22 protein-coding genes and 1 pseudogene are annotated in these 23,885 nt (G+C 69.5%); 14 read left to right on the forward strand and 9 right to left on the reverse strand.

Going from position 1 to position 23,885, the window contains the following annotated elements:
• The first annotated feature begins 33 nt into the window (after positions 1 to 33).
• Complete coding sequence (locus MTAB308_RS26625; protein WP_077103640.1) at positions 34 to 600, forward strand: methyltransferase family protein; 567 nt, start codon at positions 34 to 36, stop codon at positions 598 to 600.
• Between the two features lie 7 nt (positions 601 to 607).
• Positions 608 to 1,717, forward strand: a complete 1,110-nt coding sequence (locus tag MTAB308_RS26630; RefSeq protein WP_077103642.1) for an esterase-like activity of phytase family protein — start codon at positions 608 to 610, stop codon at positions 1,715 to 1,717.
• Here the strand turns inward: MTAB308_RS26630 and MTAB308_RS26635 are convergent.
• Together MTAB308_RS26635 and MTAB308_RS26645 are read right to left on the reverse strand one after the other, a co-directional pair.
• Positions 1,676 to 3,821 (reverse strand): annotated as a pseudogene (locus MTAB308_RS26635) (ATP-binding cassette domain-containing protein). The gene MTAB308_RS26630 and the pseudogene MTAB308_RS26635 sit on opposite strands and share 42 nt — an antisense overlap.
• Before the next feature lie 60 nt (positions 3,822 to 3,881).
• The gene (locus MTAB308_RS26645; RefSeq protein ID WP_077103646.1) at positions 3,882 to 4,376 is read right to left on the reverse strand and encodes a MarR family winged helix-turn-helix transcriptional regulator; all 495 of its coding nucleotides are present in this window, start codon (positions 4,374 to 4,376) and stop codon (positions 3,882 to 3,884) included.
• Positions 4,377 to 4,493: 117 nt separating this feature from the next.
• Between MTAB308_RS26645 and MTAB308_RS26650 the strand changes: the two genes are divergently transcribed.
• Genes MTAB308_RS26650 through MTAB308_RS26665 form a run of 4 tightly spaced genes read left to right on the forward strand, consistent with a single transcriptional unit; the run spans position 4,494 to position 9,660 of the window.
• Entirely contained in the window at positions 4,494 to 6,551 is a 2,058-nt protein-coding gene (locus MTAB308_RS26650) for an ABC transporter ATP-binding protein (protein ID WP_077103648.1), read from the forward strand.
• Positions 6,548 to 7,399 (forward strand): CbiQ family ECF transporter T component, encoded by an 852-nt coding sequence (locus MTAB308_RS26655; RefSeq protein ID WP_077103650.1) that lies wholly within the window; start codon positions 6,548 to 6,550, stop codon positions 7,397 to 7,399. The genes MTAB308_RS26650 and MTAB308_RS26655 overlap by 4 nt, the downstream gene beginning before the upstream one ends.
• Position 7,400: 1 nt before the next feature.
• A complete protein-coding gene (locus MTAB308_RS26660; protein ID WP_077103652.1) occupies positions 7,401 to 7,862 on the forward strand; it encodes an SRPBCC family protein in 462 nt (153 codons plus the stop codon).
• Positions 7,855 to 9,660 carry a sulfatase-like hydrolase/transferase gene (locus MTAB308_RS26665; protein WP_077104846.1) on the forward strand — a complete coding sequence of 602 codons (1,806 nt, stop codon included), beginning with the start codon at positions 7,855 to 7,857 and terminating at the stop codon, positions 9,658 to 9,660. The genes MTAB308_RS26660 and MTAB308_RS26665 overlap by 8 nt, the downstream gene beginning before the upstream one ends.
• A 49-nt stretch (positions 9,661 to 9,709) precedes the next feature.
• Here MTAB308_RS26665 and MTAB308_RS26670 read toward each other — a convergent pair whose 3' ends face one another.
• Positions 9,710 to 10,642, reverse strand: coding sequence for a quinone oxidoreductase family protein (locus MTAB308_RS26670; RefSeq protein ID WP_077103654.1), 933 nt, complete (start codon positions 10,640 to 10,642; stop codon positions 9,710 to 9,712).
• A 146-nt stretch (positions 10,643 to 10,788) separates the two neighbouring features.
• Between MTAB308_RS26670 and MTAB308_RS26675 the strand changes: the two genes are divergently transcribed.
• Positions 10,789 to 11,223 (forward strand): MarR family winged helix-turn-helix transcriptional regulator, encoded by a 435-nt coding sequence (locus tag MTAB308_RS26675; RefSeq protein ID WP_077103657.1) that lies wholly within the window; start codon positions 10,789 to 10,791, stop codon positions 11,221 to 11,223.
• A 40-nt stretch (positions 11,224 to 11,263) separates the two neighbouring features.
• Here MTAB308_RS26675 and MTAB308_RS26680 read toward each other — a convergent pair whose 3' ends face one another.
• Positions 11,264 to 11,710: an Rv2324 family transcriptional regulator gene (locus MTAB308_RS26680; protein WP_077103659.1), complete on the reverse strand. Its 447-nt coding sequence runs from the start codon at positions 11,708 to 11,710 to the stop codon at positions 11,264 to 11,266.
• A gap of 113 nt (positions 11,711 to 11,823) precedes the next feature.
• Between MTAB308_RS26680 and ddaH the strand changes: the two genes are divergently transcribed.
• The 4 genes from ddaH to MTAB308_RS26700 are packed head-to-tail and all read left to right on the forward strand — an operon-like array spanning position 11,824 to position 16,230.
• Complete coding sequence (gene ddaH, locus MTAB308_RS26685; protein WP_077103661.1) at positions 11,824 to 12,666, forward strand: dimethylargininase; 843 nt, start codon at positions 11,824 to 11,826, stop codon at positions 12,664 to 12,666.
• Positions 12,667 to 13,890, forward strand: coding sequence for an ornithine--oxo-acid transaminase (rocD, locus tag MTAB308_RS26690; protein ID WP_077103663.1), 1,224 nt, complete (start codon positions 12,667 to 12,669; stop codon positions 13,888 to 13,890).
• A gap of 31 nt (positions 13,891 to 13,921) precedes the next feature.
• Positions 13,922 to 15,355, forward strand: coding sequence for an amino acid permease (locus tag MTAB308_RS26695; RefSeq protein WP_077103665.1), 1,434 nt, complete (start codon positions 13,922 to 13,924; stop codon positions 15,353 to 15,355).
• On the forward strand, positions 15,352 to 16,230 hold the full coding sequence (locus MTAB308_RS26700; RefSeq protein WP_077103667.1) for a universal stress protein: 879 nt from the start codon (positions 15,352 to 15,354) through the stop codon (positions 16,228 to 16,230). The genes MTAB308_RS26695 and MTAB308_RS26700 overlap by 4 nt, the downstream gene beginning before the upstream one ends.
• Positions 16,231 to 16,236: 6 nt before the next feature.
• Here MTAB308_RS26700 and MTAB308_RS26705 read toward each other — a convergent pair whose 3' ends face one another.
• From MTAB308_RS26705 to MTAB308_RS26715, 3 genes are read right to left on the reverse strand one after another with little or no spacing between them, the layout of a single operon-like run.
• Positions 16,237 to 17,574 carry an ABC transporter substrate-binding protein gene (locus MTAB308_RS26705; RefSeq protein WP_077103669.1) on the reverse strand — a complete coding sequence of 446 codons (1,338 nt, stop codon included), beginning with the start codon at positions 17,572 to 17,574 and terminating at the stop codon, positions 16,237 to 16,239.
• Entirely contained in the window at positions 17,571 to 18,395 is an 825-nt protein-coding gene (locus tag MTAB308_RS26710; RefSeq protein ID WP_077103671.1) for a carbohydrate ABC transporter permease, read from the reverse strand. Before MTAB308_RS26710 ends, MTAB308_RS26705 begins: the two co-directional genes overlap by 4 nt.
• Positions 18,382 to 19,269, reverse strand: a complete 888-nt coding sequence (locus MTAB308_RS26715; RefSeq protein WP_077103673.1) for a carbohydrate ABC transporter permease — start codon at positions 19,267 to 19,269, stop codon at positions 18,382 to 18,384. The genes MTAB308_RS26710 and MTAB308_RS26715 overlap by 14 nt, the downstream gene beginning before the upstream one ends.
• Positions 19,270 to 19,328: 59 nt before the next feature.
• Here MTAB308_RS26715 and MTAB308_RS26720 point away from each other — a divergent pair, with 59 nt between their 5' ends.
• From MTAB308_RS26720 to MTAB308_RS26730, 3 genes are read left to right on the forward strand one after another with little or no spacing between them, the layout of a single operon-like run.
• A complete protein-coding gene (locus tag MTAB308_RS26720) occupies positions 19,329 to 20,846 on the forward strand; it encodes a TldD/PmbA family protein (protein ID WP_077103675.1) in 1,518 nt (505 codons plus the stop codon).
• Positions 20,843 to 22,216, forward strand: coding sequence for a TldD/PmbA family protein (locus MTAB308_RS26725; RefSeq protein WP_077103677.1), 1,374 nt, complete (start codon positions 20,843 to 20,845; stop codon positions 22,214 to 22,216). Before MTAB308_RS26720 ends, MTAB308_RS26725 begins: the two co-directional genes overlap by 4 nt.
• 40 nt (positions 22,217 to 22,256) lie before the next feature.
• A complete protein-coding gene (locus MTAB308_RS26730; RefSeq protein ID WP_077103679.1) occupies positions 22,257 to 23,084 on the forward strand; it encodes a carboxymuconolactone decarboxylase family protein in 828 nt (275 codons plus the stop codon).
• 4 nt (positions 23,085 to 23,088) lie between these two features.
• On the opposite strand, the gene MTAB308_RS26735 is transcribed toward MTAB308_RS26730, so the two are convergent.
• Complete coding sequence (locus MTAB308_RS26735) at positions 23,089 to 23,280, reverse strand: hypothetical protein (RefSeq protein ID WP_157901020.1); 192 nt, start codon at positions 23,278 to 23,280, stop codon at positions 23,089 to 23,091.
• Positions 23,281 to 23,299: 19 nt separating this feature from the next.
• On the reverse strand, positions 23,300 to 23,581 hold the full coding sequence (locus MTAB308_RS29110; RefSeq protein ID WP_157901021.1) for a hypothetical protein: 282 nt from the start codon (positions 23,579 to 23,581) through the stop codon (positions 23,300 to 23,302).
• Positions 23,582 to 23,885: the final 304 nt, after the last annotated feature.

A 23,885-nucleotide genomic window follows, 5' to 3' on the forward strand; every position in this document is an offset into this window, starting at 1 on the left:
TCGGCGCCACCATGTCGGTGCCATGATCGAACGGTGCCGCGATATCTGGCCGCCCTGACGGTTGTGCTGCTGATCGGCACCGTCGCGGGCCGGGTCGTGCTGCTGCGCCGGGCCGGCATCCAAGCCCTGCATTTCGGGAAGCTGGACAAGACGGACTACCTGATCCCGCCGGTGGCGCTGTTCTACTTCTATACGGTGTTCGCGGCCGCCTTCGGTTGGCCCCTGGCCGGCGACCAGCTGTTTTTCCACTCCGCGATCGTGGCCTGGCTGGGCGTGGTGCTCTGCGTGGCCGGGGTGGGGATCCTGGCACTGAGCCTGGTGTCCTTCGGCACCAGCTTTCGCGTCGGCATCGACGCCGACGAGCCCGGTCGGTTGGTGACGACGGGGATTTTCGCGGTGAGCCGCAACCCGATCTATGTCGGCTTCTTCGTCTTCCTGGTCGGCCAGCTGCTGGTGTTTCCGAACTGGGTCCCGCTGATCTACCTGCTCGCCGGCGCCGCGCTGTTCCACCGGCAAGTGTTGCGCGAGGAAGAATTCATGCGGCAGCGCTACGGCCACGTCTACGCCGACTACTGCCGCCACGTCCGCCGCTATGTGTAGCGCCACGATGGCCGCGCCGGCCCGCGGGCTTGCGGTGGGCGGCCTATGCCTGGCCTCGGCCCTCGTTGGGTGTTCCCCGGCTCCGGCGAGCCCGCCGGCGCTGACCTACCTCGGCCAGTCGCAGGTCGCCTTCGGGGCCACTTTCGACGGCACGGTCATCGGTGGCCTGTCGGGGATCAGCTACGACGCGGGCCGCCAGCAGTACTACGTGATCAGCGACGACCGCTCCGAGAAGAACCCCGCCCGCTTTTACACCGTGCGGCTGTCCTTGTCCGACAGAGGGATTGACGACGTCACCTTCACCGCCACCCACCCGCTGCTCGACGACGCCGGTCGGCCGTTCGCGCCGCTGGCCGTGGATAGCACGCCGCCGGTGATTCCCCCGGACCCGGAGGGCATCGCCTTCGACCCCGGGCGGCAGCGGCTGTATTGGTGCTCGGAGGGCGAACGGCTCACCGACGGGCCGGTGTTGCTGGACCCCTGGGTGAGGACCGCCGGGCTGGACGGCGCCTACCTGGGCCAGTTCAGCCTGCCGCCCAACCTGGCGATGTCCACGCAGCACACCGGGCCGCGCCGCAACAAGGCGCTAGAGGGCGTGGCGCTGACGCCCGACGGCCAATGGCTGTTCGCGGCGATGGAAGACCCCGGCTACAACGACGGCCCGAAAAGCGATGACGGCCGGCCCGTGTTGACCCGGTTCACCAAGTTCGATGTCACCACCGGGGCGCCGACGGCCCAGTACGCCTATCCGATGGAACCACCCGCGCCGCCCGCCGACCTCAACGGCGTCTCGGACCTCCTCGCGCTGTCCGACACGACGTTCCTGGTGCTGGAACGATCGTCGGCGGTTCCCCCGACCATCCGGATCTACCGCGCCGAGATCGGTGCCGCGACGGACGTGCTGCCGCTGCCGTCGATGCAGGGTGCGGCGCTGACCCCGATGACCAAGACGCTGGCGGTCGATCTGTCCGCGACGCCGGGGTTGTCGCCCTTGGACAACGTCGAGGGCATCACGCTGGGACCAAAGCTGCCCGACGGTCGCCAATCGGTGGTGCTGGTCAGCGACAACAACTTCTCACCCAGCCAGGTCACCCAGTTCCTGCTGTTCGCGATGTAGCGGACGGGCCGCCCGCTTGGGCGCGCGCAGCCGATACAGCGCGAAGCCGGCCGCACCCGCACCGAAGGCCATCAGCATGCCCAGGTCGAACACCCACCAGCCCGAATAGTGGGTCCACATTTGGGCGTTGGCGGCCAGCGCGTCGACCCGGCGCAGGTCGACCGTGGACGCCGAGGCCGCGAAGCCCCACTGGGCCGGGACGAACCAGGAAATCTGCTGAAAGCCCCACTTGCCCATAAGCTGCACCAGGCTCCCGTTGAACAGCAGTGAGGCCAGGATCACCGGCACGAGCAACGGCAGAACCTCGCGCATCCGGGTGCCCATCGCCGAGAGCGCCAGCCCCACGGCCGCCGAGACCACGGCGGTGAAGGCCACGCTCACATACAGCTCGACCGTGGCGTCACCCAACAGGACGGCGCCGTGCACCGGGCCGCCCTTCACGACGATCACGATCGCGAAGAAGACGGCCGTCAGGATGAGCGCGGCCACGCCGAAGACGACGAGCTTGGCGGCGAGGTAGGCCGCCGTCGACAGCCCGACTGCCTGTTCACGCCGGAAGACGCGGCGCTCCTCGACCAGCGCGCGGATCGTCAGTGCGCTGCCCACGATCACGGCGGCGATGTTGAGTGCGGCCAGGATCTCGATGGCTTCATGCGCGTTGGAGCTGGTCGGGGCGGGCCGCTCCAGCCCGGAATCGCCGGGGATCAGCAGCGTCAGCGCCGCCAACACGAAGGGCAGCACCGCCAGGAACAAAAAGTAGAGGTGGTCGGCGAAAATCAGGCGGAGCTGGCGGCGCGCCAGCAGCCGGAGCTGCCGCTTCGCGGGAAGCTCGGCGGGGCGCGGCCATGGCGCGGCGACCTCGGGGGGTCCGCGCCGTCGGGATCGGCCGCGACCTGCTCGACGACTTTGGCCCAGTCGGTGGTTCCCATCGCGGACTCCGCCTGCAGGGGGGCCCCGAGGAAAGCCATCGCGCCCCGGCCGGTGAGCACCAGCACCTGATCGCACACGCTGAGGCCGCTCAGCGACGACGCAGCCGACATCGCCACCACCACGACACAGCCGATGTCGGCCTGGCGGCGCAGGACCGCCATCACGTGGTCTTGCTGCGCGGCGTCCAGACCGGCGCCGGGTTCGTCGACCACGAGCAGCGTCGGTCGGGTGATCAGTTCGACCGCCAGGGAGACGCACCGGCGCACCTCGGGTGGCAGCTTGCTTATCCTGCTGGCCCGGTGGGGCGTCAGCTCGAGTTCCTCCAGCACCTGGTCCACCACCCGCTCGCGGTGGTCGCGCGTGGTGTCCGGCGGCAGGCGCAGTTCGGCCTGGTATCGCAAGGCCTGTTCGACGCGGAGCCGCGGGTGCAGGCGCTCCTCGCGCTGCACGAGGCCGATCCGGGCGCGCATGGACTCGGGCTCGGCGTGCACGTCGTGGCCGTCCACGGTGATTTGGCCGGAGCCGGGTTCCCGAGTGCCGGCGAGCAGTTCGAGCAGCGCGGAGTTGCGCGCCGCGGACGGCCCCGCGACGGCGGTCATCGTGCCCAGCCTCGCCGTGAACGAAATGTCGCTGAGCACTTCGCGCCCGTCGACCGAGAGTCCCAGCCCGTGCGCGACGACCCCGCTGGTGCGCGCCCCGGGTTGCAGCGGCAACCGATACGTCGAATTGGGCTCCTGGGTGCGGAAGGAGGTGCCCGGGGTCCGCAGCTTTCGCGTGCTCATCTGCTCGATCAGCCCCGCGGCCTTGTCGTCCTCGTCGTGCGCGACGGTCGGCGGCGCGGGCGGTGGCGGCGGTGGCCCAGCCGGGGGCCCCGCTGCGGGTCCCCGATCGTGATCGCCTGACCGGAGTGCAGGTCGACCGTCGAGACCCGCGAGCCGTTGACGTACATGCCGCGGGGGCTGTTGTCGATGGCCACCCAGTGGCTCCCGGTGAACCGCAGCACCACGTCGGGTTGAGGCGTCGGCGGGGCGGCGCCGCCGGGGAGATCCAGCGGGATGTCGACGCCCCGGCCGCGGCCCACCAGCACGTCACGCCCGGGCGCGAAGACGTACCTCTTCGGTCCGACCCACACGGTCAACGGGGCGGCCGGATTGGCGGACGCCTCCATCTGAATCACCGCCCCCTTCCGCCGCGGCCGGACCGAACAGACATCGATTCCAGTGTCTACCCGCCGTCACAGGGTATGGCGGCGCGGGGCCGGCGCGGCGTGCTCGAGCAGCCGCCGCAGCACCCCGACCGCCTCGGTCAGCACCTCGCGGTCCGCGGGCTCGAGCAGGGCCAATTGCGGTTCGATGGCGGCGGCGCGGTCGGCCCTGACGGCGTTGAGGGTGCGGATCCCGTCCGCCGTGATGCGGATGCGCACCGCCCGGGCATCCCCGGGATCGACGGTCCGGGTGACCAGGCCGGCGTCCTCGAGCCGGCGCACCTGAGTGGTCATCGTGGGTTGCGAACAATGATCGACGGACGCCAGGTCCCCGATTCGGGCTTCCCCGTGGGCTTCGATGGTGGCCAGCAGCCTGGCCTGCGCCGCGGGCAGCGGCATCTGGATGCGCTGGGTGGCCAGCCGGTTGAGCCGGGCGACGACGGCGAGTAGGTCGGCGCCCAGGCCGGACTGGGGTGAGTTTGCGGCGTCAACGACATCGCTGTGGTTGGCGGCGGATGCATTCATGCCTCCATGCTTGCATAGCTTTGCTAAGCGAGACGAGTCCCACACGCCCGTGCGCGAAAGCCCGGGTGCGTGGTGTGGCGCGGCGAGTTACTGCTGCGGCCTGGCAGAATCGATGAAGTGACCGCCCCTCGACCCTCCCGTTCGCGCCATCGGGGCGGACCGCTGCGGCCGGTCGAATTGGCGCAGGCCTCCGTCATGGGGGCGCTGTGCGCGGTGATCGCGATCATCTCCGTGGCCGTTCCGTTCGCGGCGGGGCTGGCCTTGCTGGGCACCGTGCCCACCGGGTTGCTGGCCTACCGGTACCGGCTCCGCGTCCTGTTGGCCGCGACGGTGGCCGCCGGGGTGATCGCGTTCCTGATCGCCGGGCTGGGCGGTTTCATGACCGTCGTTCACTGCGTCTACATCGGCGGCCTGACCGGGGTCATCAAGCGCAGGCGCAAGGGCACGCCGACCGTGATCGTCTCGTCCCTGATCGCCGGACTCGCGTTCGGCGCCGCGAACGTGGGCGCGCTGATGGTGATGACCCGGCTGCGGCACCTGATCTTCGAGGTGATGACCTCGAACGTGAACGGCATCGCCACCTTCCTGACCCGGGTCCACATGCAGGGCACCGCCGGCGACCTGAAGCGGTATTTCGCTGTCGCGGTGCACTACTGGCAGTTCCTGGTGCTGATCTATTACTGCGTCGGGATCATGATCGTGTCCCTGATCGGCTGGTGGGCGTTGTCGCGCTTGCTGGAGCGGATGCGTGGCATCCCCGACGTGCACAAATTGGACGCCTGGGCGGGAAGCGATAGCGAGCGGGGCGCCGTCGGCCCGGTTCCGGTGCGCTTCGACAAGGTGCGGTTCCGTTACCCCGGTGCGCGACAGGACGCGCTGCGCGAGGTCAGCCTGGAGCTGCACGCCGGCGAGCACGTCGCGGTGACCGGGCCCAACGGCTCCGGGAAGACCACGCTGATGCTGATCTTGGCCGGCCGCGAACCGACGTCGGGCACCGTGCAGCGCCCCGGCGCGGTCGGACTGGGCAAGCTGGGCGGCACGGCCGTCGTCCTGCAGCACCCCGAAAGCCAGGTTCTGGGCACGCGGGTCGCCGACGACGTGGTCTGGGGTCTGCCGCCCGGCACCAGGATCGACGTGGAACGGTTGCTGGGCGAGGTCGGCCTCGACGGGCTCGCGGAACGCGAAACCGGAAGTCTGTCCGGGGGCGAACTGCAGCGCCTGGCGCTGGCCGCGGCGATGGCCCGGGAGCCGGCGTTGCTCATCGCCGACGAGGTCACCACCATGGTCGACCAGCAGGGCAGGGAAGCGCTGCTCGGCGTGCTGTCCGGCCTGACCAAACGGCACCGGACCGCCCTGGTGCACATCACGCACTACAACAACGAGGCCGAATCCGCCGAGCGCACCATCGATCTCAGCGATTCGCCGGACAACGCGGGCATGGTCGAGACCGCGGTCGCGCCCGCGAGAACCGGGACGGTTCATCACGGCTCGCAGGCGCCCGTGCTCGAACTCGTCGGCGTCGGCCACGAATACGGCATCGGCACCCCGTGGGCCAAGACCGCGCTGCGCGACGTCAGCTTCGCCGTGGAGCAGGGCGACGGCGTACTGATCCACGGCGGCAACGGATCCGGCAAGTCGACGCTGGCCTGGATCATGGCGGGGCTGACCGTTCCGACGAGCGGCGCCTGCCTCATGGACGGTCAGCCCACGCACGAGCAGGTCGGCGCGGTCGCGTTGTCGTTCCAGGCGGCCCGGCTGCAGCTGATGCGGCCCCGCGTCGACCTGGAAGTGGCCTCGGCGGCGGGCTTTTCGCCCCGCGATCACGATCGCGTCGCCGCGGCGCTGGGCGTCGTGGGCCTGGATCCCACGCTGGCCAAGCGGCGCATCGATCAGCTCAGCGGCGGGCAGATGCGCCGCGTCGTGCTGGCCGGACTGCTGGCCCGGTCGCCGCGCGCCCTGATCCTCGACGAACCGCTGGCCGGGCTGGACGCCGCCAGCCAGCGGGGCCTGCTGCGATTGCTGGAGGACCTGCGCCGGGAACGGGGCCTGACGGTGGTGGTCATTTCGCACGACTTCGTCGGGCTGGAGGACCTCTGCCCGCGCACCCTGCACCTGCACAACGGCACGCTGGAACCACTGGAATCAACGTCGGCCGCGGCGGGGGGCATGGCATGACGACAACCTCCGCCCCGTCGGGCGGCGCCACCCGGCGCACGTCTCGCCCGGTCGTGCTGCTGGTCCCGGTGCCCGGGACCTCGACCATTCACGATCTGTGGGCGGGCACCAAACTGTTGGTCGTGTTCGGCGCGTCGGTGCTGCTGACGTTCTACCCGGGCTGGATCACGATCGGTTTGGTGGCCGCGCTGGTCTTGGCGGCGGCCGGCATCGCGCGCATTCCGCGCGGTGTGCTGCCGTCGGTGCCGCGGTGGCTGTGGATCGTCGTCGCGCTGGGCGGCATCACGGCCGCGCTGGCCGGCGGCACCCCGAAGGTCTCGCTGGGCGGGCTGGAGATCGGCCTCGGGGGAGCCCTGAACTTTCTGCGCATCACCGCGCTGACGGTCGTGCTGCTCGCGCTGGGGGCGATGGTGTCGTGGACCACCAACGTCGCCGAAATAGGCCCCGCGCTGGCCATTTTGGGCCGACCGCTGAAACTGCTGCGGATCCCGATCGACGAATGGGCCGTCGCTTTGGCGCTGGCCCTGCGCGCCTTCCCGATGCTGATCGACGAATTCCAGGTGCTCTACGCCGCCCGCCGGCTACGGCCCAAACCCGTGCCGCGAAGCCGCAAGGGCCGCCGCCGGCGGCACGCCTTGGAGCTGATCGACCTGCTGGCCGCCGCCATCACCGTGACCCTGCGGCGCGCCGACGAGATGGGCGACGCGATCACCGCCCGCGGCGGCACCGGTCAGCTGTCGGCCAATCCGGCGCGGCCGAAGCTGGCGGACTGGGTCACGATCGCGATCGCCGTCGCGACCAGCGCCCTCGCGATCGTGCTCGAGACGATCTTCCACACGATGCCCTAGCGTGGCCGACATTCGCCGCAGCCGCAGCATCGCGGCCCGCCCCGAACGAATCTGGGACGTCCTCGCGGACTTCGGCTCCATCAGTTCGTGGGCGGCCAACGTCGATCACTCGTGCGTCCTGTTCTCCGGCCCCGACGGGGGAGTCGTCGGCACCGCACGGCGAGTTCAGGTCAAGCGCGACGCCCTCGTGGAGCGCATCACCGAGTTCGACCCCCCGCGCGCCCTCGCCTACGACATCGAGGGCTTGCCGCGCCGCGTGCGCCGGGTGGCCAACCGCTGGACGCTGGCCGCGGGCCCGGGCGGTCCGACCGCGACCACCATCGTGACCCTGACCAGCACGGTGGAAATCGGTTCTCGCCCAGCCCAAACGCTGGCCGAGCGGGTGCTGTGCCGCTTTCTGGCGCGGCAGTCCGACGTGATGCTTGCCGGTCTCGCGACCCGATTGGAAGGTGCCCGTGTCTGATCGCCCCGATGTCATCATCATCATGACCGACGAGGAACGCGCCGTTCCGCCCTACGAGGCGCCCGACGTCCTCGCGTGGCGCGACCGAACGTTGGCCGGGCGCAAGTGGTTCGACGATCACGGCGTCAGCTTCGCCCGGCACTACACCGGCTCGCTGGCCTGCGTGCCCAGCCGCCCAACGATTTTCACCGGGCACTATCCCGATCTACACGGGGTCACCCAGACCGACGGCATCGGGAAAACCGCCGACGACTCCCGCATGCGTTGGCTCCGCCGGGGTGAGGTGCCCACGCTGGGCAACTGGTTCCGCGCGGCCGGATACGACACGCACTACGACGGCAAGTGGCACATCTCGCATGCCGACCTCGCCGATCCGGCGACCGGCCGCCCGCTGGCGACCAACGCCGACGACGGCGTGGTCGACGCCGCCGCCGTGCGGCGTTACCTGGACGCCGATCCTCTTGGGCCGTTTGGCTTTTCGGGATGGGTGGGCCCCGAGCCGCACGGAGCGCTGTTGGCCAACGCGGGCGTTCGCCGCGACCCGCTGATCGCCGACCGCGTCGTCTCCTGGCTCGCTGACCGCTACGCCCGCCGTCGCGACGGCGACCCCGCCGCGCTGCGCCCGTTCCTGCTGGTGGCCAGCTTCGTGAACCCCCACGACATCGTGCTGTTTCCCACCTGGTCGCGGCGGGGACCGGTGCGGCCATCGCCCTTGGATCCGCCGCCGGTGCCCCCGGCGCCCACCGCCGGCGAGGACCTGTCGACGAAGCCGGCCGCGCAAATCGCCTTCCGCGAGGCCTACTACTCCGGCTACGGGCCGGCGCCCGCGGTCAGCCGGATCTACGAACGCAACGCGCAGCGCTACCGGGACCTCTATTACCGGCTGCACGCCGAGGTGGACGGGCCGATCGACCGCGTCAGGCGGGCGGTCACCGAGGGCGGCTCGGCCAACGCGGTGCTGGTGCGCACCGCCGACCACGGCGACTTGCTTGGCGCACACGGTGGGCTGCACCAGAAATGGTTCAACCTGTACGACGAGGCCACCCGCGTTCCGTTCGTGATCGCCCGCGTCGGCCCGGACGCCACGCGGCCCCGCGTCGTCACCGCGCCCACCTCGCACGTCGACCTGGTGCCCACGCTGCTTTCGGCCGCCGGCATCGACGTGGCCGCCGTCGCGCCCACACTGGCCGAGTCGTTCTCGGAAGTCCACGACCTGCCGGGCCGCGACCTCATGCCCGTCGTGGACGGGGGGCCGGCCGATGAGGCCCGGGCGGTCTACCTGATGACCCGCGACAACATGCTCGAGGGCGATACCGGCGCTTCGGGCCTGGCGCGGCGCCTGAAGCGGACCGCCAATCCGCCTGCGCCGCTGCGGATCCGGGTGCCCGCCTATGTCGGCTCGAACTTCGAGGGATTGGTCGTGCGCGTCGACGAGGCGGCCGGGGGCGCCGGGCACCTGTGGAAGCTGGTCCGCACCTTCGACGACCCGGGCACTTGGACCGAACCCGGTGTGCGGCATCTCACCGCCAGCGGGCTCGGCGGCGACGCCTTCCGGGCCTCGCCGCTGGATGACCAGTGGGAGCTGTACGACCTGACCGCCGACCCGATCGAAGCCGACAACCGGTGGACGGATCCGGACCTGCACGAGCTGCGCGGGCACCTGCGGACGCAGCTCAAGCAGGCCCGGGCCAGCTCCGTGCCGGAGCGAAACCGCCCGTGGCCCTACGCATCTCGCCGCCCGCCGCGGCCACGACCGTCGAGTCTGGCTCGCTGGCTGGGCCGTAGCCCGAGCAGGTGATAATTCCTACGATGGGTCTGGTCTGAACCCGAAGCGCGTGCGCGTCAAGTCACGGGAGAAAGACCACGCGTTCGTCCTCGCCGAGAGATTGCGTCCATACCGCCGTGACGTCGCTTAGCGGCGCCGTCCGGGTGCGGACGTCGAACGCTCCCGCGGTGACGGCTTCGGCGATGCTGGGAATCTCCTCTCGGAATGTGTCGCCGGACACTGATCCGATACCGCTTCCGACGATCTGCAGGCGGGTCGACCGAAGTGCCGCGGAGAGGATCTCGGCGCCGGGTCCTGCCATCGAGCCGATTTCTATCCAGATGACGTCTTTGCCCCGGTCGCGGCGGTGCGAGAGCAGGTCGACCATGCCCTTGGCGGTCGGTGGCCCCCACACGTAGTCGATGACGACATCGACGTCTCCGGCCGTGTCGAGTTGGTCGAAGGTGAGAACGCGGTCGGCGCCGAGGGCTGTCAATGCGCTGAGCCGCTGTGGACTTCGGCCGACGGCGATGACCTGGTCAGCGCCGAAGCGCTTGGCGACCTGAATTGCCATGCGTCCGGCGCTACCCGTGGCCCCCAGGATCAGCACGCGCGATCCCCGCTCGAAGTTGATCCGGTGGCGCAGCGCAACCCATGACGACATCGCTGGATTCAACGCGGCCGCGACCGCAACCGGGTCAGCCGTATTGGGCAGCGCCACGACGCGGTCTTTGGCGACGACCGTGCGCTGCGCCATGGTGCCCATCGCGGTGTCGTCCAGAAGGGCGTAATAGAGCACGCCCCGGAAATCCCGGACCACGGCATCGATGCCGGGCACGAGAGGAAGCACGCCGGTGCTGGTGTAGTGCGATCCGTCCGCCTGGGAGCGGACACGCGGATGCAATGCCGTCGCGACGACGTCGACCACCATCTCGCTCGACTTCTGCGGCACCGGAACGGGCACATCGTGGTAGCTGGGTGGCTCGTCGAATCTGCTGACGACCGCGGCTTTCATGGTGGTCTTCTCTTCCCGTCCCCACAAGATGCTTGCGCAACCGGTTTCCCGGGGATCTGCGGTGCGGGTCCGCCCCGCGCAATTACATCGTAATGAGAACTATTATAGTTCGCAATACGACGTATTTAGGCGTAGCCTTATTCGTCATGACTCCCGATCGGCCGCCCCGCGCGGGTCTTTCCGACGACTTGCGAGATGCGCTGGTGCAAACCTCTTTTGCGATGATGGCGGCGCTTACGGAAGTGGCTGCCGAACACGGCCTCTCGCTGACACAGCTTCGGATACTGGGGATCATGCGCGATCGCGAGCCCACCGTGACCGATCTGGCGACCTATACCGGATTAGAGCGGTCGACCGTCAGTGGACTCATCGATCGCGCGGCTCGGCGCGGCCTTGTGGTCAAGACCTCTCACCCAGACGACGGCCGGTCGGTCCGGGTGCGGCTCACCCCGCGGGCCCGCCGCCTGGAGCGTGATGTCACCGCGGTAATTGCTGAGCGGATTGCGCCGTTGACGCGACGGTTGAGCGCCAGCGAACAGACACGGCTCACGACTTTGCTGAACAGAGCGCTCGGCCAATGACGCGGCGGTGCGAGCCAGAGGGTCACGGTTCGATTCGCCGCTAGGTCCGCATCCGGTCGATGAGGTTCGACAGCACGACGATGCTTTCGCTGCGTTCGATGTCGGCGCTGGAGCGGATGCGTTCCAGGGCGGCCTCCAGGTGGCGCATGTCGCGGGCCAGGACGTGCAGGATCGCATCCGAGGTGCCGGTGACCGTCGCCGCGCTGACCACCTCGGGCATGTCCGCCCACGCCGCACGCAGCCGATCGGGCGCGATGGTGCCGTGGCAGAACACCTGCACGTAGGCCTCCGTCTTCCAGCCGCGCGCGTTGGGGTCGACGACCGTCGTGAAGCCCTTGATCACGCCGTCGTCGAGCATCCGGTCGACGCGACGTTTGACCGCGGGCGCCGAAAGGTTCACCGTCTGGCCGATTTCCGCGAAGGTGGCCCTCGCGTTCTGGGTGAGCTCCCCAAGGATGCGCTCATCGGTCTCGTCCAGGCGGTCCATGCGCTATCCCCTTTAACAAATCGTCGTAAATTCGATGCTAGCGCAATAAATCGACTGTAGACACGCAAGAAACGTCGTTTGCTTGTTCCAAGCGACGCAAATACCGTTGATTTATGACGGATTCGTTCGTTGCGACCCCCGCGCCTGCCAAGCCCGTCCGCAGGTGCCGGGCGCGGCGGTACGCGATGACCCCGCCGACGTATTTCGCCGTCGAGTACGCGATCAACCCCTGGATGGACGTCGACAGGCCCGTCGACGCCCGCGTCGCGCAGGCGCAGTGGGAGGCCCTACGCCAGACCTATCTACGGCTCGGCCACCGCGTGGACGTGGTCGAGCCCGTGCCGGGGCTGCCCGACATGGTCTACGCCGCCAACGGCGGGTTCATCGCCCGCGACATCGCCCTCGTCGCCCGGTTCCGATTCGCCGAGCGTGCCGGCGAGTCGGCGGCCTACGCCGAATGGATGTCATCGCTGGGCTACCGGCCCGTGTCGACCCGTCACGTCAACGAGGGGCAGGGCGATCTGCTGATGGTCGGCGATACGGTGTTGGCCGGCTATGGCTTTCGCACCGACCGGCGCGCCCACTCGGAAATCTCCGCGGCCCTGGGCATGCCGGTGGTGTCGCTGGAGCTGGTCGATCCGCGCTTCTATCACCTCGACACCGCGCTGGGCGTCCTCGACGATCACACGATCGCCATCTACCCGCCGGCGTTCGGCGCGTCCGCGCGGGACCAGCTGCGCGCGCTGTTTCCCGACGCGATCGTGGTCGGAAGCGCCGACGCGTACGTGCTGGGGCTCAACGTTGTCTCCGACGGCCTGCACGTCGTGCTGCCTTCGGCCGCAACCGGTTTCGCCGCGCAGCTGCGCGCGGCCGGCTTCGAGCCGGTGGGCGTGGATCTGTCCGAGTTGCTCAAGGGCGGCGGTTCGGTCAAGTGCTGCACATTGGAGGTGTTCTGAATGACGATCCTCGACACCGAAGCCGACACGGCGATCGCGCTGGTCGAAAGGCATGCAGCGCACAACTATTCGCCGCTGCCCGTGGTGGCGGCCAGCGCCGAGGGCGCCTGGATCACCGACGTCGACGGCCGCCGCTACCTGGATTGCCTGGCCGCCTACTCGGCGGTCAACTTCGGCCATCGCCACCCCGAGATCACCGCGACGGCCCACGCGCAGCTCGATACCCTCACCCTGGTCAGCCGCGCGTTCCATTCCGACAACCTCGGACCGTTCTGCGCGGCCCTCGGCGGGTTGTGCGGCAAAGACATGGTGCTGCCGATGAACTCGGGCGCCGAGGCCGTGGAGAGTGCGCTCAAGGTGGCCCGCAAGTGGGGCTCCGACGTCAAGGGCGTCCCGCCGGGCCGGGCGAACATCATCGTGGCCGACAACAACTTTCACGGCCGCACGATCAGCATCGTCAGCTTCTCCTCGGACCCGACGGCGCGGGACGGGTTCGGGCCGTTCACCCCCGGCTTCCGCTCGGTGCCGTTCGGCCACGCCGCGGCGCTGGCCCGCGCTATCGACGAGAACACGGTGGCGGTGCTGCTGGAGCCGATCCAGGGCGAGGCCGGCATCGTCGTCCCGCCCGACAACTACCTGCCCACCGTCCGCGCGCTGTGCAGCGAACACAACGTGCTGCTGATCGCCGACGAGATCCAGTCGGGGCTGGCCCGCACCGGCTACACGTTCGCCTGCGACCGGTGGGGCGTCGTGCCGGACGTCTACCTGCTCGGCAAGGCACTGGGCGGGGGTGTGGTCCCGCTGTCGGCGGTGGTCGCGGACCGCGAGATCCTAGGCGTGCTGCATCCCGGTGAGCACGGCTCGACCTTCGGCGGCAACCCGCTGGCGGCGGCGATCGGCACCACCGTGGCCGCCATGCTGGGACGTGGCGAATTCCAGGCCCGGTCGAGGGAATTAGGGGAGCACCTGCACCGCCGCCTGCGGGGGCTGATCGGCGAGGGCGTGGTTGCGGTGCGCGGCCTCGGCCTGTGGGCCGGGGTGGACGTCGACCCGGCGCTGGGCACCGGCAAGGACATCAGCCTGCGGTTGGCGCGCCGCGGCGTGCTGGTCAAGGACACCCACGCCTCGACGCTGCGGTTCGCGCCGCCCCTGGTGGTCACCCCGCAGGAGATCGACTGGGCGATTGACCAGTTCGCTGCGGCATTGCGGGAGGCATGCGCATAATCAGCTGATCCACGCAACAGGGGGGGCGCACGTGCCATCCAGCTCGATCAGCCTGACGGAGCAGATGCTGCGGCGTCGTCCCGTCGTCGGCGCGCACGCCGCGCGCGGGGCCGCCGACCACCTCAACCGCAGCATCGGCACCTTTCAGCTCACCATGTTCGGCGTCGGCTCGACGATCGGCACCGGGATCTTCTTCGTCATGTCCCAGGCGGTGCCCGAGGCCGGTCCCGCGGTGATCGTCTCGTTCCTCATCGCCGGCATCGCGGCCGGCCTGGCGGCCATCTGCTACGCCGAATTGGCCTCCGCGGTCCCGGTTTCGGGCTCGTCGTACTCCTACGCGTACACCACGCTGGGCGAGGCGGTCGCGATGGGGGTCGCCGCGTGCCTGCTGCTGGAGTACGGCGTGTCGACCGCCGCAGTCTCGGTCACCTGGAGCGGCTACCTGAACAAGCTGCTGCACAACGCGTTCGGATTCCAGCTGCCGCACGCCCTGTCGGCCGCGCCGTGGGATACCGAACCGGGCCTCGTGAACCTGCCGGCCATCGTCCTGATCGTGATGTGCGCGCTGCTGCTGATCCGCGGCGCCAGCGAATCGGCCAAGGTCAACACCGTCATGGTGCTGACCAAGCTCGGGGTGCTGATCATGTTCGTCATCCTCGCGTTCACGGCCTTCGACCTCGACCGGCTCAAGGACTTCGCCCCGTTCGGCGTCGCGGGCGTCGGCTCGGCGGCCGGCACCATCTTCTTCTCCTACATCGGCCTGGACGCGGTCTCGACGGCGGGCGACGAGGTCAAGGACCCGCAGAAGACCATGCCGCGCGCCATCCTCGCGGCGCTGGTCACCGTCACCACCGTGTACGTCCTCGTCGCGCTGGCCGCGCTCGGCACCCAGCCGTGGCGGGACTTCGCCGCGCAGCAAGAGGCGGGGCTGGCCACCATCCTCGACAACGTCACCCACGGCCGCTGGGCCAGCACGATTCTGGCCGCCGGCGCCGTCATCTCCATCTTCTCCGTCACCCTGGTCACCATGTACGGCATGACGCGGATCCTGTTCGCCATGGGCCGCGACGGGCTGCTGCCGTCGCGATTCGCCGCCGTGAACGCGCGCACCATGACCCCGGTGAGCAACACCGTGATCGTCGCGGTGGCCGCGGGGAGCCTGGCCGCCTTCGTCCCGCTCGACAAGCTGACGGACATGGTGTCCATCGGCACCCTGACGGCGTTCATCGTCGTATCCCTCGGGGTGATCATCCTGCGCGTGCGCGAACCCGAGCTGCCGCGGGCGTTCAAAGTGCCGGGTTACCCTGTCACGCCGGCACTTTCGGTGCTCGCGTGCGGCTACATCCTGTTCAGCCTGCACTGGTACACGTGGATCGCGTTCACCGCCTGGATCGCGGTGGCGCTGATCTTCTACTTCGCCTGGGGCCGCCACCACAGCGCGCTCAACGAGGGTGAAACGCCGTGACCGTCGTCGTCGGGTACCGGGCCGGCGAGGTCGGGCTGTCGGGGTTGCACCTGGCCGTCCGCGCCGCGCGATCGCTCGGCACGTCGCTCGTTGTGGCGACCATCGTGCCCAAGCCCTGGCTGACGCCGTCGTTCGCCCGCGTGGATGCCGAGTACGAGCAGTGGGCGGACAACCTGGCCGCGGAGTCCGCCAAGGAGGCCGCGCGTTTCCTCGGCGAGGTGTCCGACGGCATCGAGGTCGCCTACGTGCATCGCGCGCACCGGTCGGTGTCGGGTGGGCTGATCGAGGTCGTGCAGGAAGCCGGCGGCGAGGTGGTCGTGCTGGGGTCGTTGCCCAGCGGCGGGCCCGGTCCGGTGGTGATCGGCACGACCGCCGACTGGTTATTGCACGCCTCGCCCGTGCCGGTCGCCATCAGCCCACCCGGATACCGCGCGCACACAGGCGGATTGACCCGGCTCGCCTGCGCCTACGCGGCCACACCGGACTCGGTCGAGGTGGTGCGGCGCTGCTGCGAGGCCGCGCAGCGATTCGGTGTGCCGCTGCGGGTGATCACGTTCGCCGTCCGGGGCAAGACGATGTACCCGCCCGAGGTCGGGTTGGACGCCGAGGACCAGATTCTCGAGGCGTGGGCGTCGCAGGCACGAAACGTATTGGCGGGCTTGAAGACCGACGGGGTGGTCGGTGACGACGTTGCGCTGGACGTGGTCACCGGTCACGACTGGGAAGGCGCGCTGCGCAAGGTCGACTGGCAGGACGGCGAGATCCTGGCGATGGGCACCCGGCCGCGCGACGAGATCCGCCGGGTGTTCCTCGGTTCGCGCAGCGCCAAGATCATTCGCGAGAGCCCGGTGCCGGTGCTGGTACTGCCCGGCTAGCGCCGCTCAGCGGCGCGCGGCGGCGTTGGCCGCCTCCTGCGCCTTGCGCAAGAGCGCGCCGACATCGCCGCGGCCCAGGAACATTTCGTCGAAATAGCTCTGCATGGCGGTGTAACCCGCGGGGAAGCCGGCGCCGGTGGGCGCGGGGATGCGCGGGCCGCTCAGCACCGCGAAGAAGGGGGTGACGTCGACGCCCTCGGCGGCCCAGTGGTCGAAGTAGACCCGCTGGGCCGACAGCACCGCGGGAATGGCCGCGCCGTTGCGGCCCAGGTATTGGTTGCCCTCCCGGCTGCCCATCCAGGCCAGCACCCGGCGCACCGCGTCCGGATGCTTGGTCGCCGAATTACCAGCCGCGGCAATGCCATTGGTGACGCTCACCCGGCCGACGGGCCCGGCCGGCATCATCGCTACGCCCCAACGGAACCGGGCATCGCGGGCCACCGGCTCCAGGTTGTAGGTCCCGGACTGGAACAGCGCCATCCGGCCCGCCAGAAACTGATTGCGGGAGAAGTCGCCGTTGCCGTTGGTGTCGGCGGCGGGCGGAGCCACGTGGTCGGAGTTGATCAGCCCGACCAGGTAGCGGAAGGCTCCCACCGCGGCGGGATTGTCGAAGGCGAACTCGTCGCCGCGCTGGAACACCCCGCCCGCCGAGCCGATGTAGTTCAGGTAGATGCCCTGCGGGTCGTTGGCCGCGTTGTACCCCCACTGGCGGACCCGCCCGGGGTCGAAACGTGTTGTGCCCGCGGAGTTTCCGTCCGCATCGACGGTCAGCCGGGCCAGCAGCGGACGTAGGGTGTCGTCGCCGCCCGGGCTCCACCGCAGCGCGTTGAGCTGCGCGGGGTCGATTCCGGCCGCCCTGAGCAGGTCGGCGTTGTAGAACAGGGCGATCCCGGCGTCCGTCAGCTGCGGCACGCCCCACAGCACGCCGCCGCGCGTGAACTGGTCCACCACCGCCGGATCCCAGTCGGCGGTGGAACCCGGGCCCAGGGTCTTGCCGATGTCCAGCAGCCGGCCGCTGTCGGCATAGGCGGCGAGGTATGCGTTGGACAGCCAGAAGATGTCGTCGACGCTGCCGCCGGCGACGTCGGTGCGCAGCGTGTCGAAGTAGGTCGAGTACGCGACGATGTTGGGCCGCACCTCGATGTCGGGATGCGCGCGGTTGAAGGCCTCGAACGACCGCTGGTAGGCCACGGCGATCTGGTCGGCCCAGAGCCTCACCTTGATGACGATCTTGCCGCCGTGTGGCTCGCCCGAGTAGTCCAACAGCACCGCCATGGCGGCCAACAGCACCGCGACGAGCACCAGCGCCACGGCGACCAGCGTGGAGGAACGGGGCCTGCTCACTTCAGCCCCGAGACCACGATCGAGGCGACGATGTGGCGCTGGAAGCCGACGAACAGCGTGATCAGCGGGACGATCGCGAGCGTCGTCGCCGCCATCACGAGCGTCCACTGGGAATTGAACCGCGACTGCAGGTCCGCGGTCGCCACGGTGAGCACCCGCCACTTGTGGCCGCTGGTGATCACCAGCGGCCACATGAAGTTGTTCCATTGCGACACCACGGTGATCAGCGCCAGCGCGGCCAGGACAGGCCGGCTGGACGGGATGGCCACGTGCACGATCACGTCCAGGGTGTTGGCGCCGTCGAGGCGCGCTGCGTTGATCAGGTCGTTGGGGACGAGGCGAAAGTGCTCGCGCAGCAAGAAGATCGCGTAGGGGGAGCCGAACATGAACGGCAGCACCAACGCCCAGAAGGTGTTGCGCAGACCCAGCTGGGCCATCATCAGATACATCGGCACCACCGTGACCGTCGCGGGCACCATCAGCGTCGCGATGTAGACCCAGAACAGCGCGTCGCGCCCCGGAAAGTGCAAGCGCGCGAACGCGAATGCGGCCAGCACCGAGAAGGTGAGCTGACCCACCAGGATCACCAGCGTCATCAGCGCGGTGACCGCCGCCGCGCGGCCGAACCCGGCGCCGCCCAGGTCGGCGTAGTTGGCCAGTGTGGGCGGCCGCGGCCACTGCAGCGGCGTGCCGGTGACGAATTGGTGCGCCGAGGTGAACGACGTGAGCAGGCCAAGGGCGAACGGCGCCAACGTGATCAGCGCGCCCAGCGCCAGCCCGGCGTAGAGGACGACATTGGCGAGGCGGCTAGACGAGGTCATAGCTGATCCGCCGCCGGAAGTACAGGTGTTGCACGATGGTGACCCCGATGAGGATCACGAACAGCACCACCGCCATCACCGACGCCCTCCCGATGGCCGCCGCGCCGAAGGCCTCGGCGTAGATGCGGTGGGCCACCAGGTCGGTGCGACCGGCCGGGCCGCCGCCGGTCAGGGCGTAGACCATGTCGAAAACCTGGGCGGTGCTGACGATCCCGGTCACCAGGACGAAGAACATCGTGGGTCGCAGCATGGGCAGCGTGATGCGCCAGAACCGTTGCCACGCGGTCGCGCCGTCGGTGCGCGCGGCCGCGTGGATGTCGTCGGGGATGGCCAGCAGGCCGGCCAGGAACGACAGCGAGACGTAGCCGACGTTGGTCCACACCACGACGGCCGACACCAGCGGCAACGCGAAGCTGGGGTCGGAGAGCCAGCCGATGCTGTGCCCGAGCACGGCGCTGACGGCGCCGTCGGTGGGGGCCAGGATCCAACGCCACAGCACCGCGATCGCCAGCGGGGCGCAGATCCACGGCAGCACGTACACCGTGCGGAACAGGCCGGTGCCGGGCAGGTTGCGGGCCAGCATCGACGCCGCGAGCAGCCCCAGGACCGTCTGCGCGGGAACCACGATCGCGACGAAGACGGCGGTGACCACCAGGGAGTTGCCGAAGCCGCCGTCGGCCAGCACCGACCGCCAGTTGGCCAGCCCGACGTAGCGCAGCGGGCCCAGCAGGTCCCAGCGGTACAGGCTGAGCCAGATCACGACGAGGATGGGCAGCAGCAGAAACGCGACCACACCGAACAGGCTGGGGGCCAACAAGGCGTAGCCCAGCGCGGTGGATCGCGGCTGCTTGTTCAGCACGGCGCTGCTGGCCATGGAGGTAATTAAAGCGGGCGGCGCCGCGTGCGGCGGGAAGCGGTCGTTACCGTGGAGCCGTGACAGCGACCCGGGTAATCGATGCCGACTTCATCGACCTGCCCCGCCACGAGCTCGCCGAGGCCGCGTTGTCGGCGGCCAAAGCGGCCGGGGCCAGCTACGCCGACCTGCGGCTTCACCGCCTCAGCACCGAGATCATCCAGCTGCGCGACGGCGAGCTGGAGACCGCCGTGGTCAGCCGGGAGGTCGGCCTGGCGGTGCGGGTGATCGTCAATGGCACGTGGGGATTCGCGTCGCACGCGGAGCTCGCGCCGGCCGTCGCGGCCGAGACCGCGCGCCGCGCCGTGCACGTGGCCACCACGCTGGCGATGCTCAACACCGAGCGCGTCGAACTGGCCGACGAGCCCGTCTACGCCGACGCCACCTGGGTGTCGAACTACCGGATCGACCCGTTCGAGGTACCCGCGCCGGACAAGATCGCGGTGCTGGAGGAGTACTCCGGGCGCCTGCTGGGCGCCGACGGCGTCGACCACGTGTCGGCCGGCCTGACCGCCGTCAAGGAGCAGACGTTCTACGCCGACACCTTCGGGTCGTCGATCACCCAGCAGCGGGTGCGGGTGCTGCCGACGCTGGAGGCGGTGACCGTGGACGCCGCGGCGGGCAGCTTCGACTCGATGCGCACGCTGGCCCCGCCGATGGGGCGGGGCTGGGAGGCGCTGGCCGGCGACGAGGTGTTCAACTGGACCCACGAGCTCGCGCAGCTGCCGGCGCTGCTTGCCGAGAAGGTGAAGGCGCCCAGCGTCACCGCCGGGCCGGCGGATCTGGTGATCGACCCGACCAACCTGTGGCTGACCATCCACGAATCCATCGGCCACGCAACCGAATACGACCGCGCGATCGGCTACGAGGCGGCCTACGCCGGAACGTCGTTTGCCACCCCCGACAAGCTCGGCACCATGCGCTACGGCTCGCCGGTGATGAATGTGACCGCCGACCGCACCGTCGAACACGGCCTGGCGAGCGTCGGTTTCGACGACGAGGGCGTGGCCGCGCAGAGTTGGGATCTGGTGCGCGACGGGATCTTCGTCGGTTACCAGCTCGACCGGGTGTTCGCGCCGCGGCTGGGGCAGCCGCGCTCCAACGGGTGCTCGTACGCCGACTCGCCGCATCACGTGCCCATCCAGCGGATGGCCAACGTGTCCCTGCAGCCCGGGCCCGACGACGTCAGCACCGACGAGCTGATCGGCCGCGTCGAGGACGGCATCTACATCGTCGGCGACAAGTCCTGGTCAATCGATATGCAGCGCTACAACTTTCAATTCACCGGCCAACGGTTCTTCCGCATCCGCGACGGCCGCCTGGACGGCCAGCTGCGCGACGTCGCCTACCAGGCCACCACCACCGACTTCTGGAATTCGATGGAGGCGGTGGGCGGTCCGTCGACCTGGCGACTCGGCGGCGCGTTCAACTGCGGCAAGGCGCAGCCCGGGCAGGTCGCCCCGGTCAGCCACGGTTGCCCGTCGGCATTGTTCCGCCGCGTCAACGTGCTCAACACGGTCAGCGAGGGCGGCCGATGATCACCCCACAGCACGCCGTCAACCTCGTCCTGGAGGAGGCGGCCAAGCTCGGTGGCGCCAACGAGACCATGGTGCTGGTCACCGACAAGGTAGAGGCGACCTTGCGCTGGGCGGGCAATTCGATGACCACCAACGGGGTTTCGGTCAACCGCAGCATCACCGTGATTTCCGTGGTGCGCCAAGGGGATAGCGCCCACATCGGGACGGTGGTGTCCGCCGAGGTGGATCCGCGGGTGATACCCGGTTTGGTGGCCGTTTCCCAGCAGGCGGCCCGCTCGGCGCCCGAGGCCGGTGATGCCGCGCCGCTGCTTTCTGGTGCCGGTGAGCCCGCCGACTGGAACGCACCGGTGCCCGGCACGGGGCCCCTGGTGTTCTCCGACGTCGCCGACTCGTTGAGCCGGGGCTTCCGCGGCGCCGATCGGCTGTACGGCTTTGCGCACCACAGCGTTTCGACGACCTTTCTGGCGTCGTCGACGGGGCTGCGCCGACGCTTCACCCAACCCACCGGCGCGGTGGAGATCAACGCCAAGCGCGGCGACGCCAGCGCCTGGGCGGGCATCGGCACCGCCGATTTCGTTGACGTGCCGACCGATTCGCTGCTCGAGCAATTGTCGATGCGGCTCGGCTGGGCCAAGCGCAGCGTCGCGCTGCCCGCGGGGCGGTACGAGACGATCATGCCGCCGTCGACGGTGGCCGACATGATGATCTACCTGGCCTGGTCGATGGCCGGCCGCGGCGCGGAGGAGGGCCGCACCGCGCTGTCGGCGCCCGGCGGCGGGACGCGGGTGGGGGAGCGGCTCACCGATTTGCCGTTGACGATGTTCTCCGACCCGATGGCGCCGGGGCTGGCGTGCACGCCGTTCGTCGCGGTGAGCAACTCCTCGGAGACGGTGTCGGTGTTCGACAACGGTATGGAGATCGGCCAGGTGGATTGGATCCGCAACGGGGTGATCAACGCGCTGGCCTACCCGCGGGCCACGGCCCACAAGTTCGACGCCGACGTCGCGGTGGCCGCCGACAACCTGGTGATGACGGGGGGGTCGGCCGAGTTGGCCGACATGATCGCGGGCACCGAGCGCGGGCTGCTGCTGACGACGCTGTGGTACATCCGCGAGGTCGACCCGACCACGCTGCTGCTCACCGGCCTGACCCGCGACGGGGTCTACCTCATCGAGGATGGCGAGGTGACCGCGGCCGTCAACAACTTCCGGTTCAACGAGAGCCCGCTGGACCTGTTGCGGCGGGCCACCGAGGCCGGGGTGAGCGAGAAGACGCTGCCGCGGGAATGGGGTGACTGGGCCACCCGGGCGGCGATGCCGTCGCTGCGGATCCCGGACTTCTACATGTCATCGGTGAGCCAGGCGCAATAGCCGATTGCCTTGCGGGTGGGCGGGCCCTAGCGTGTGGGGAATGCTGACCCAGTTGGTGGCCCTGTCGCCGGGCGACGGGCGTCTTGCGGGTTTGGTCCGGCGGGTGTGCGCGCAGACGTTGTCGCTGCCCCCGCTGCCCTCCGCGGTCGAGGTTTCCGGGCCGGAGTCGGAGGCCGAGGCCGTCGTCGCCGAGTTCGCCGAGCAGTTCAGCGTCGACGTGTCGGCGATCACCGGCGAGCAGCGGAAGCGGCTGTGGAAGCAGCTGGGGGACAGCACCTTTAGCGTGGTGACGCAGATCTACATCGCCGACTTCGTGCCGCGGGTGCGGGCCGGGCTGGAGGCGCTCGGCTTCGGCTCCGAGCACCTGGGCTGGGTCAACGGGCCGGTCGCCTGGGACCACGGCACCGAGCCGTCGGACCTGGTGTTCAACGACTTTTTGCCCGCGGTGGCCCGGATGCGGGCGCTGGACCCTGTCACGGCCGAGCTGGTCCGGCTGCGCGGCGCCGCGCAGCACAACTGCCGGCTGTGCAAGTCGCTGCGCGAGGCCACCGCGCTGGACGCCGGGGGATCCGAGTCGCTGTACGGCGACATCGAGCGCTACGAGGACTCGACTCAGTTAACCCGCCGCGCTAAAGCAGCGCTGCGCTACGCCGATGGGTTAATTTGGACCCCTGCGCACCTCGTCGCCGACGTTGCCGCCGAGGTGCGCTCTGGGTTTTCCGAGGCCGAGGCCGTCGAGCTCACCTTCGACGTCATGCGCAACGCCAGCAACAAGGTCGCCGTGTCACTGGGCGCCGACGCCCCACGGGTTGAGGAGGGCACCGAGCGTTACCTGCTCGACGCCGAGGGTCAGACGGTTTTCAGCTGACGGCTTAGCCCCCGCCGCCACCACCTCCGCCCGGGTCCCCGTTGAAGTACCAGTCGACGTCATTGGGGTCGGCGCTCACCGTGGTCTTGGCCGGGTGGGTGGCTTCGGTAAAAGCAGCCACCGGTGCCGCTGCCGCCGCTGCGATAGCGAGCGCCGCAATTGCGGCCCGCACGCCAAGCAACATTGTTCTGCTCATCGCTATTTCCTCTCAGGCTTCATTGACTGTCGGTAATGCGCGCATTAGTCGGAGTGTGCGCCGCAACCAGCCGACGATCCAGCTCAGAAGGTAAACGGAAAGTAAAGGAACAATACCTTTGTGTTTCCGCAATTTCACGTCGGGGAATGCGTTCTTGACTCGGCAAGAAGTCGTTCTGCTGCATGGCAGTCGCTTCAAAGTGCTTGCTCGCCAAGTGAATTAGCGTCTCAACGACGGTCTTTTTGGGTCGCCGATCCGGGTCGAGCGCGCGGGCGGTCGAGGCACGCGCAGGGATGGGCACGCGTTCAGGCTACGGATCAATTCTCATTGGGCAGACGCCTGAGGTGTCGGCCCCAATGTCCGGATATTTGTAATGCGATGCGAGGAAAACGACCGGCCGCAGTCCATTTCGTGCATCGGCTGCTCGGTCGCGTTGCTCAATTCTCGGGCAGGCCGGATACCCGCCGCCCACGGCGCGCTGGGCGCCTCGGCCGCGCCGGCGGCGAAGCCGCCGCGCGGGCGGTGTGAGGATTTCGCCCGTTCGTGGCAAGCCACCGGTGCGTGGACACGCGAAGCTTGAGCAACGCACCCTCGGCGCCGGCATC

This window comes from Mycobacterium terramassiliense (assembly GCF_900157385.1).
Lineage (GTDB): Bacteria > Actinomycetota > Actinomycetes > Mycobacteriales > Mycobacteriaceae > Mycobacterium > Mycobacterium terramassiliense.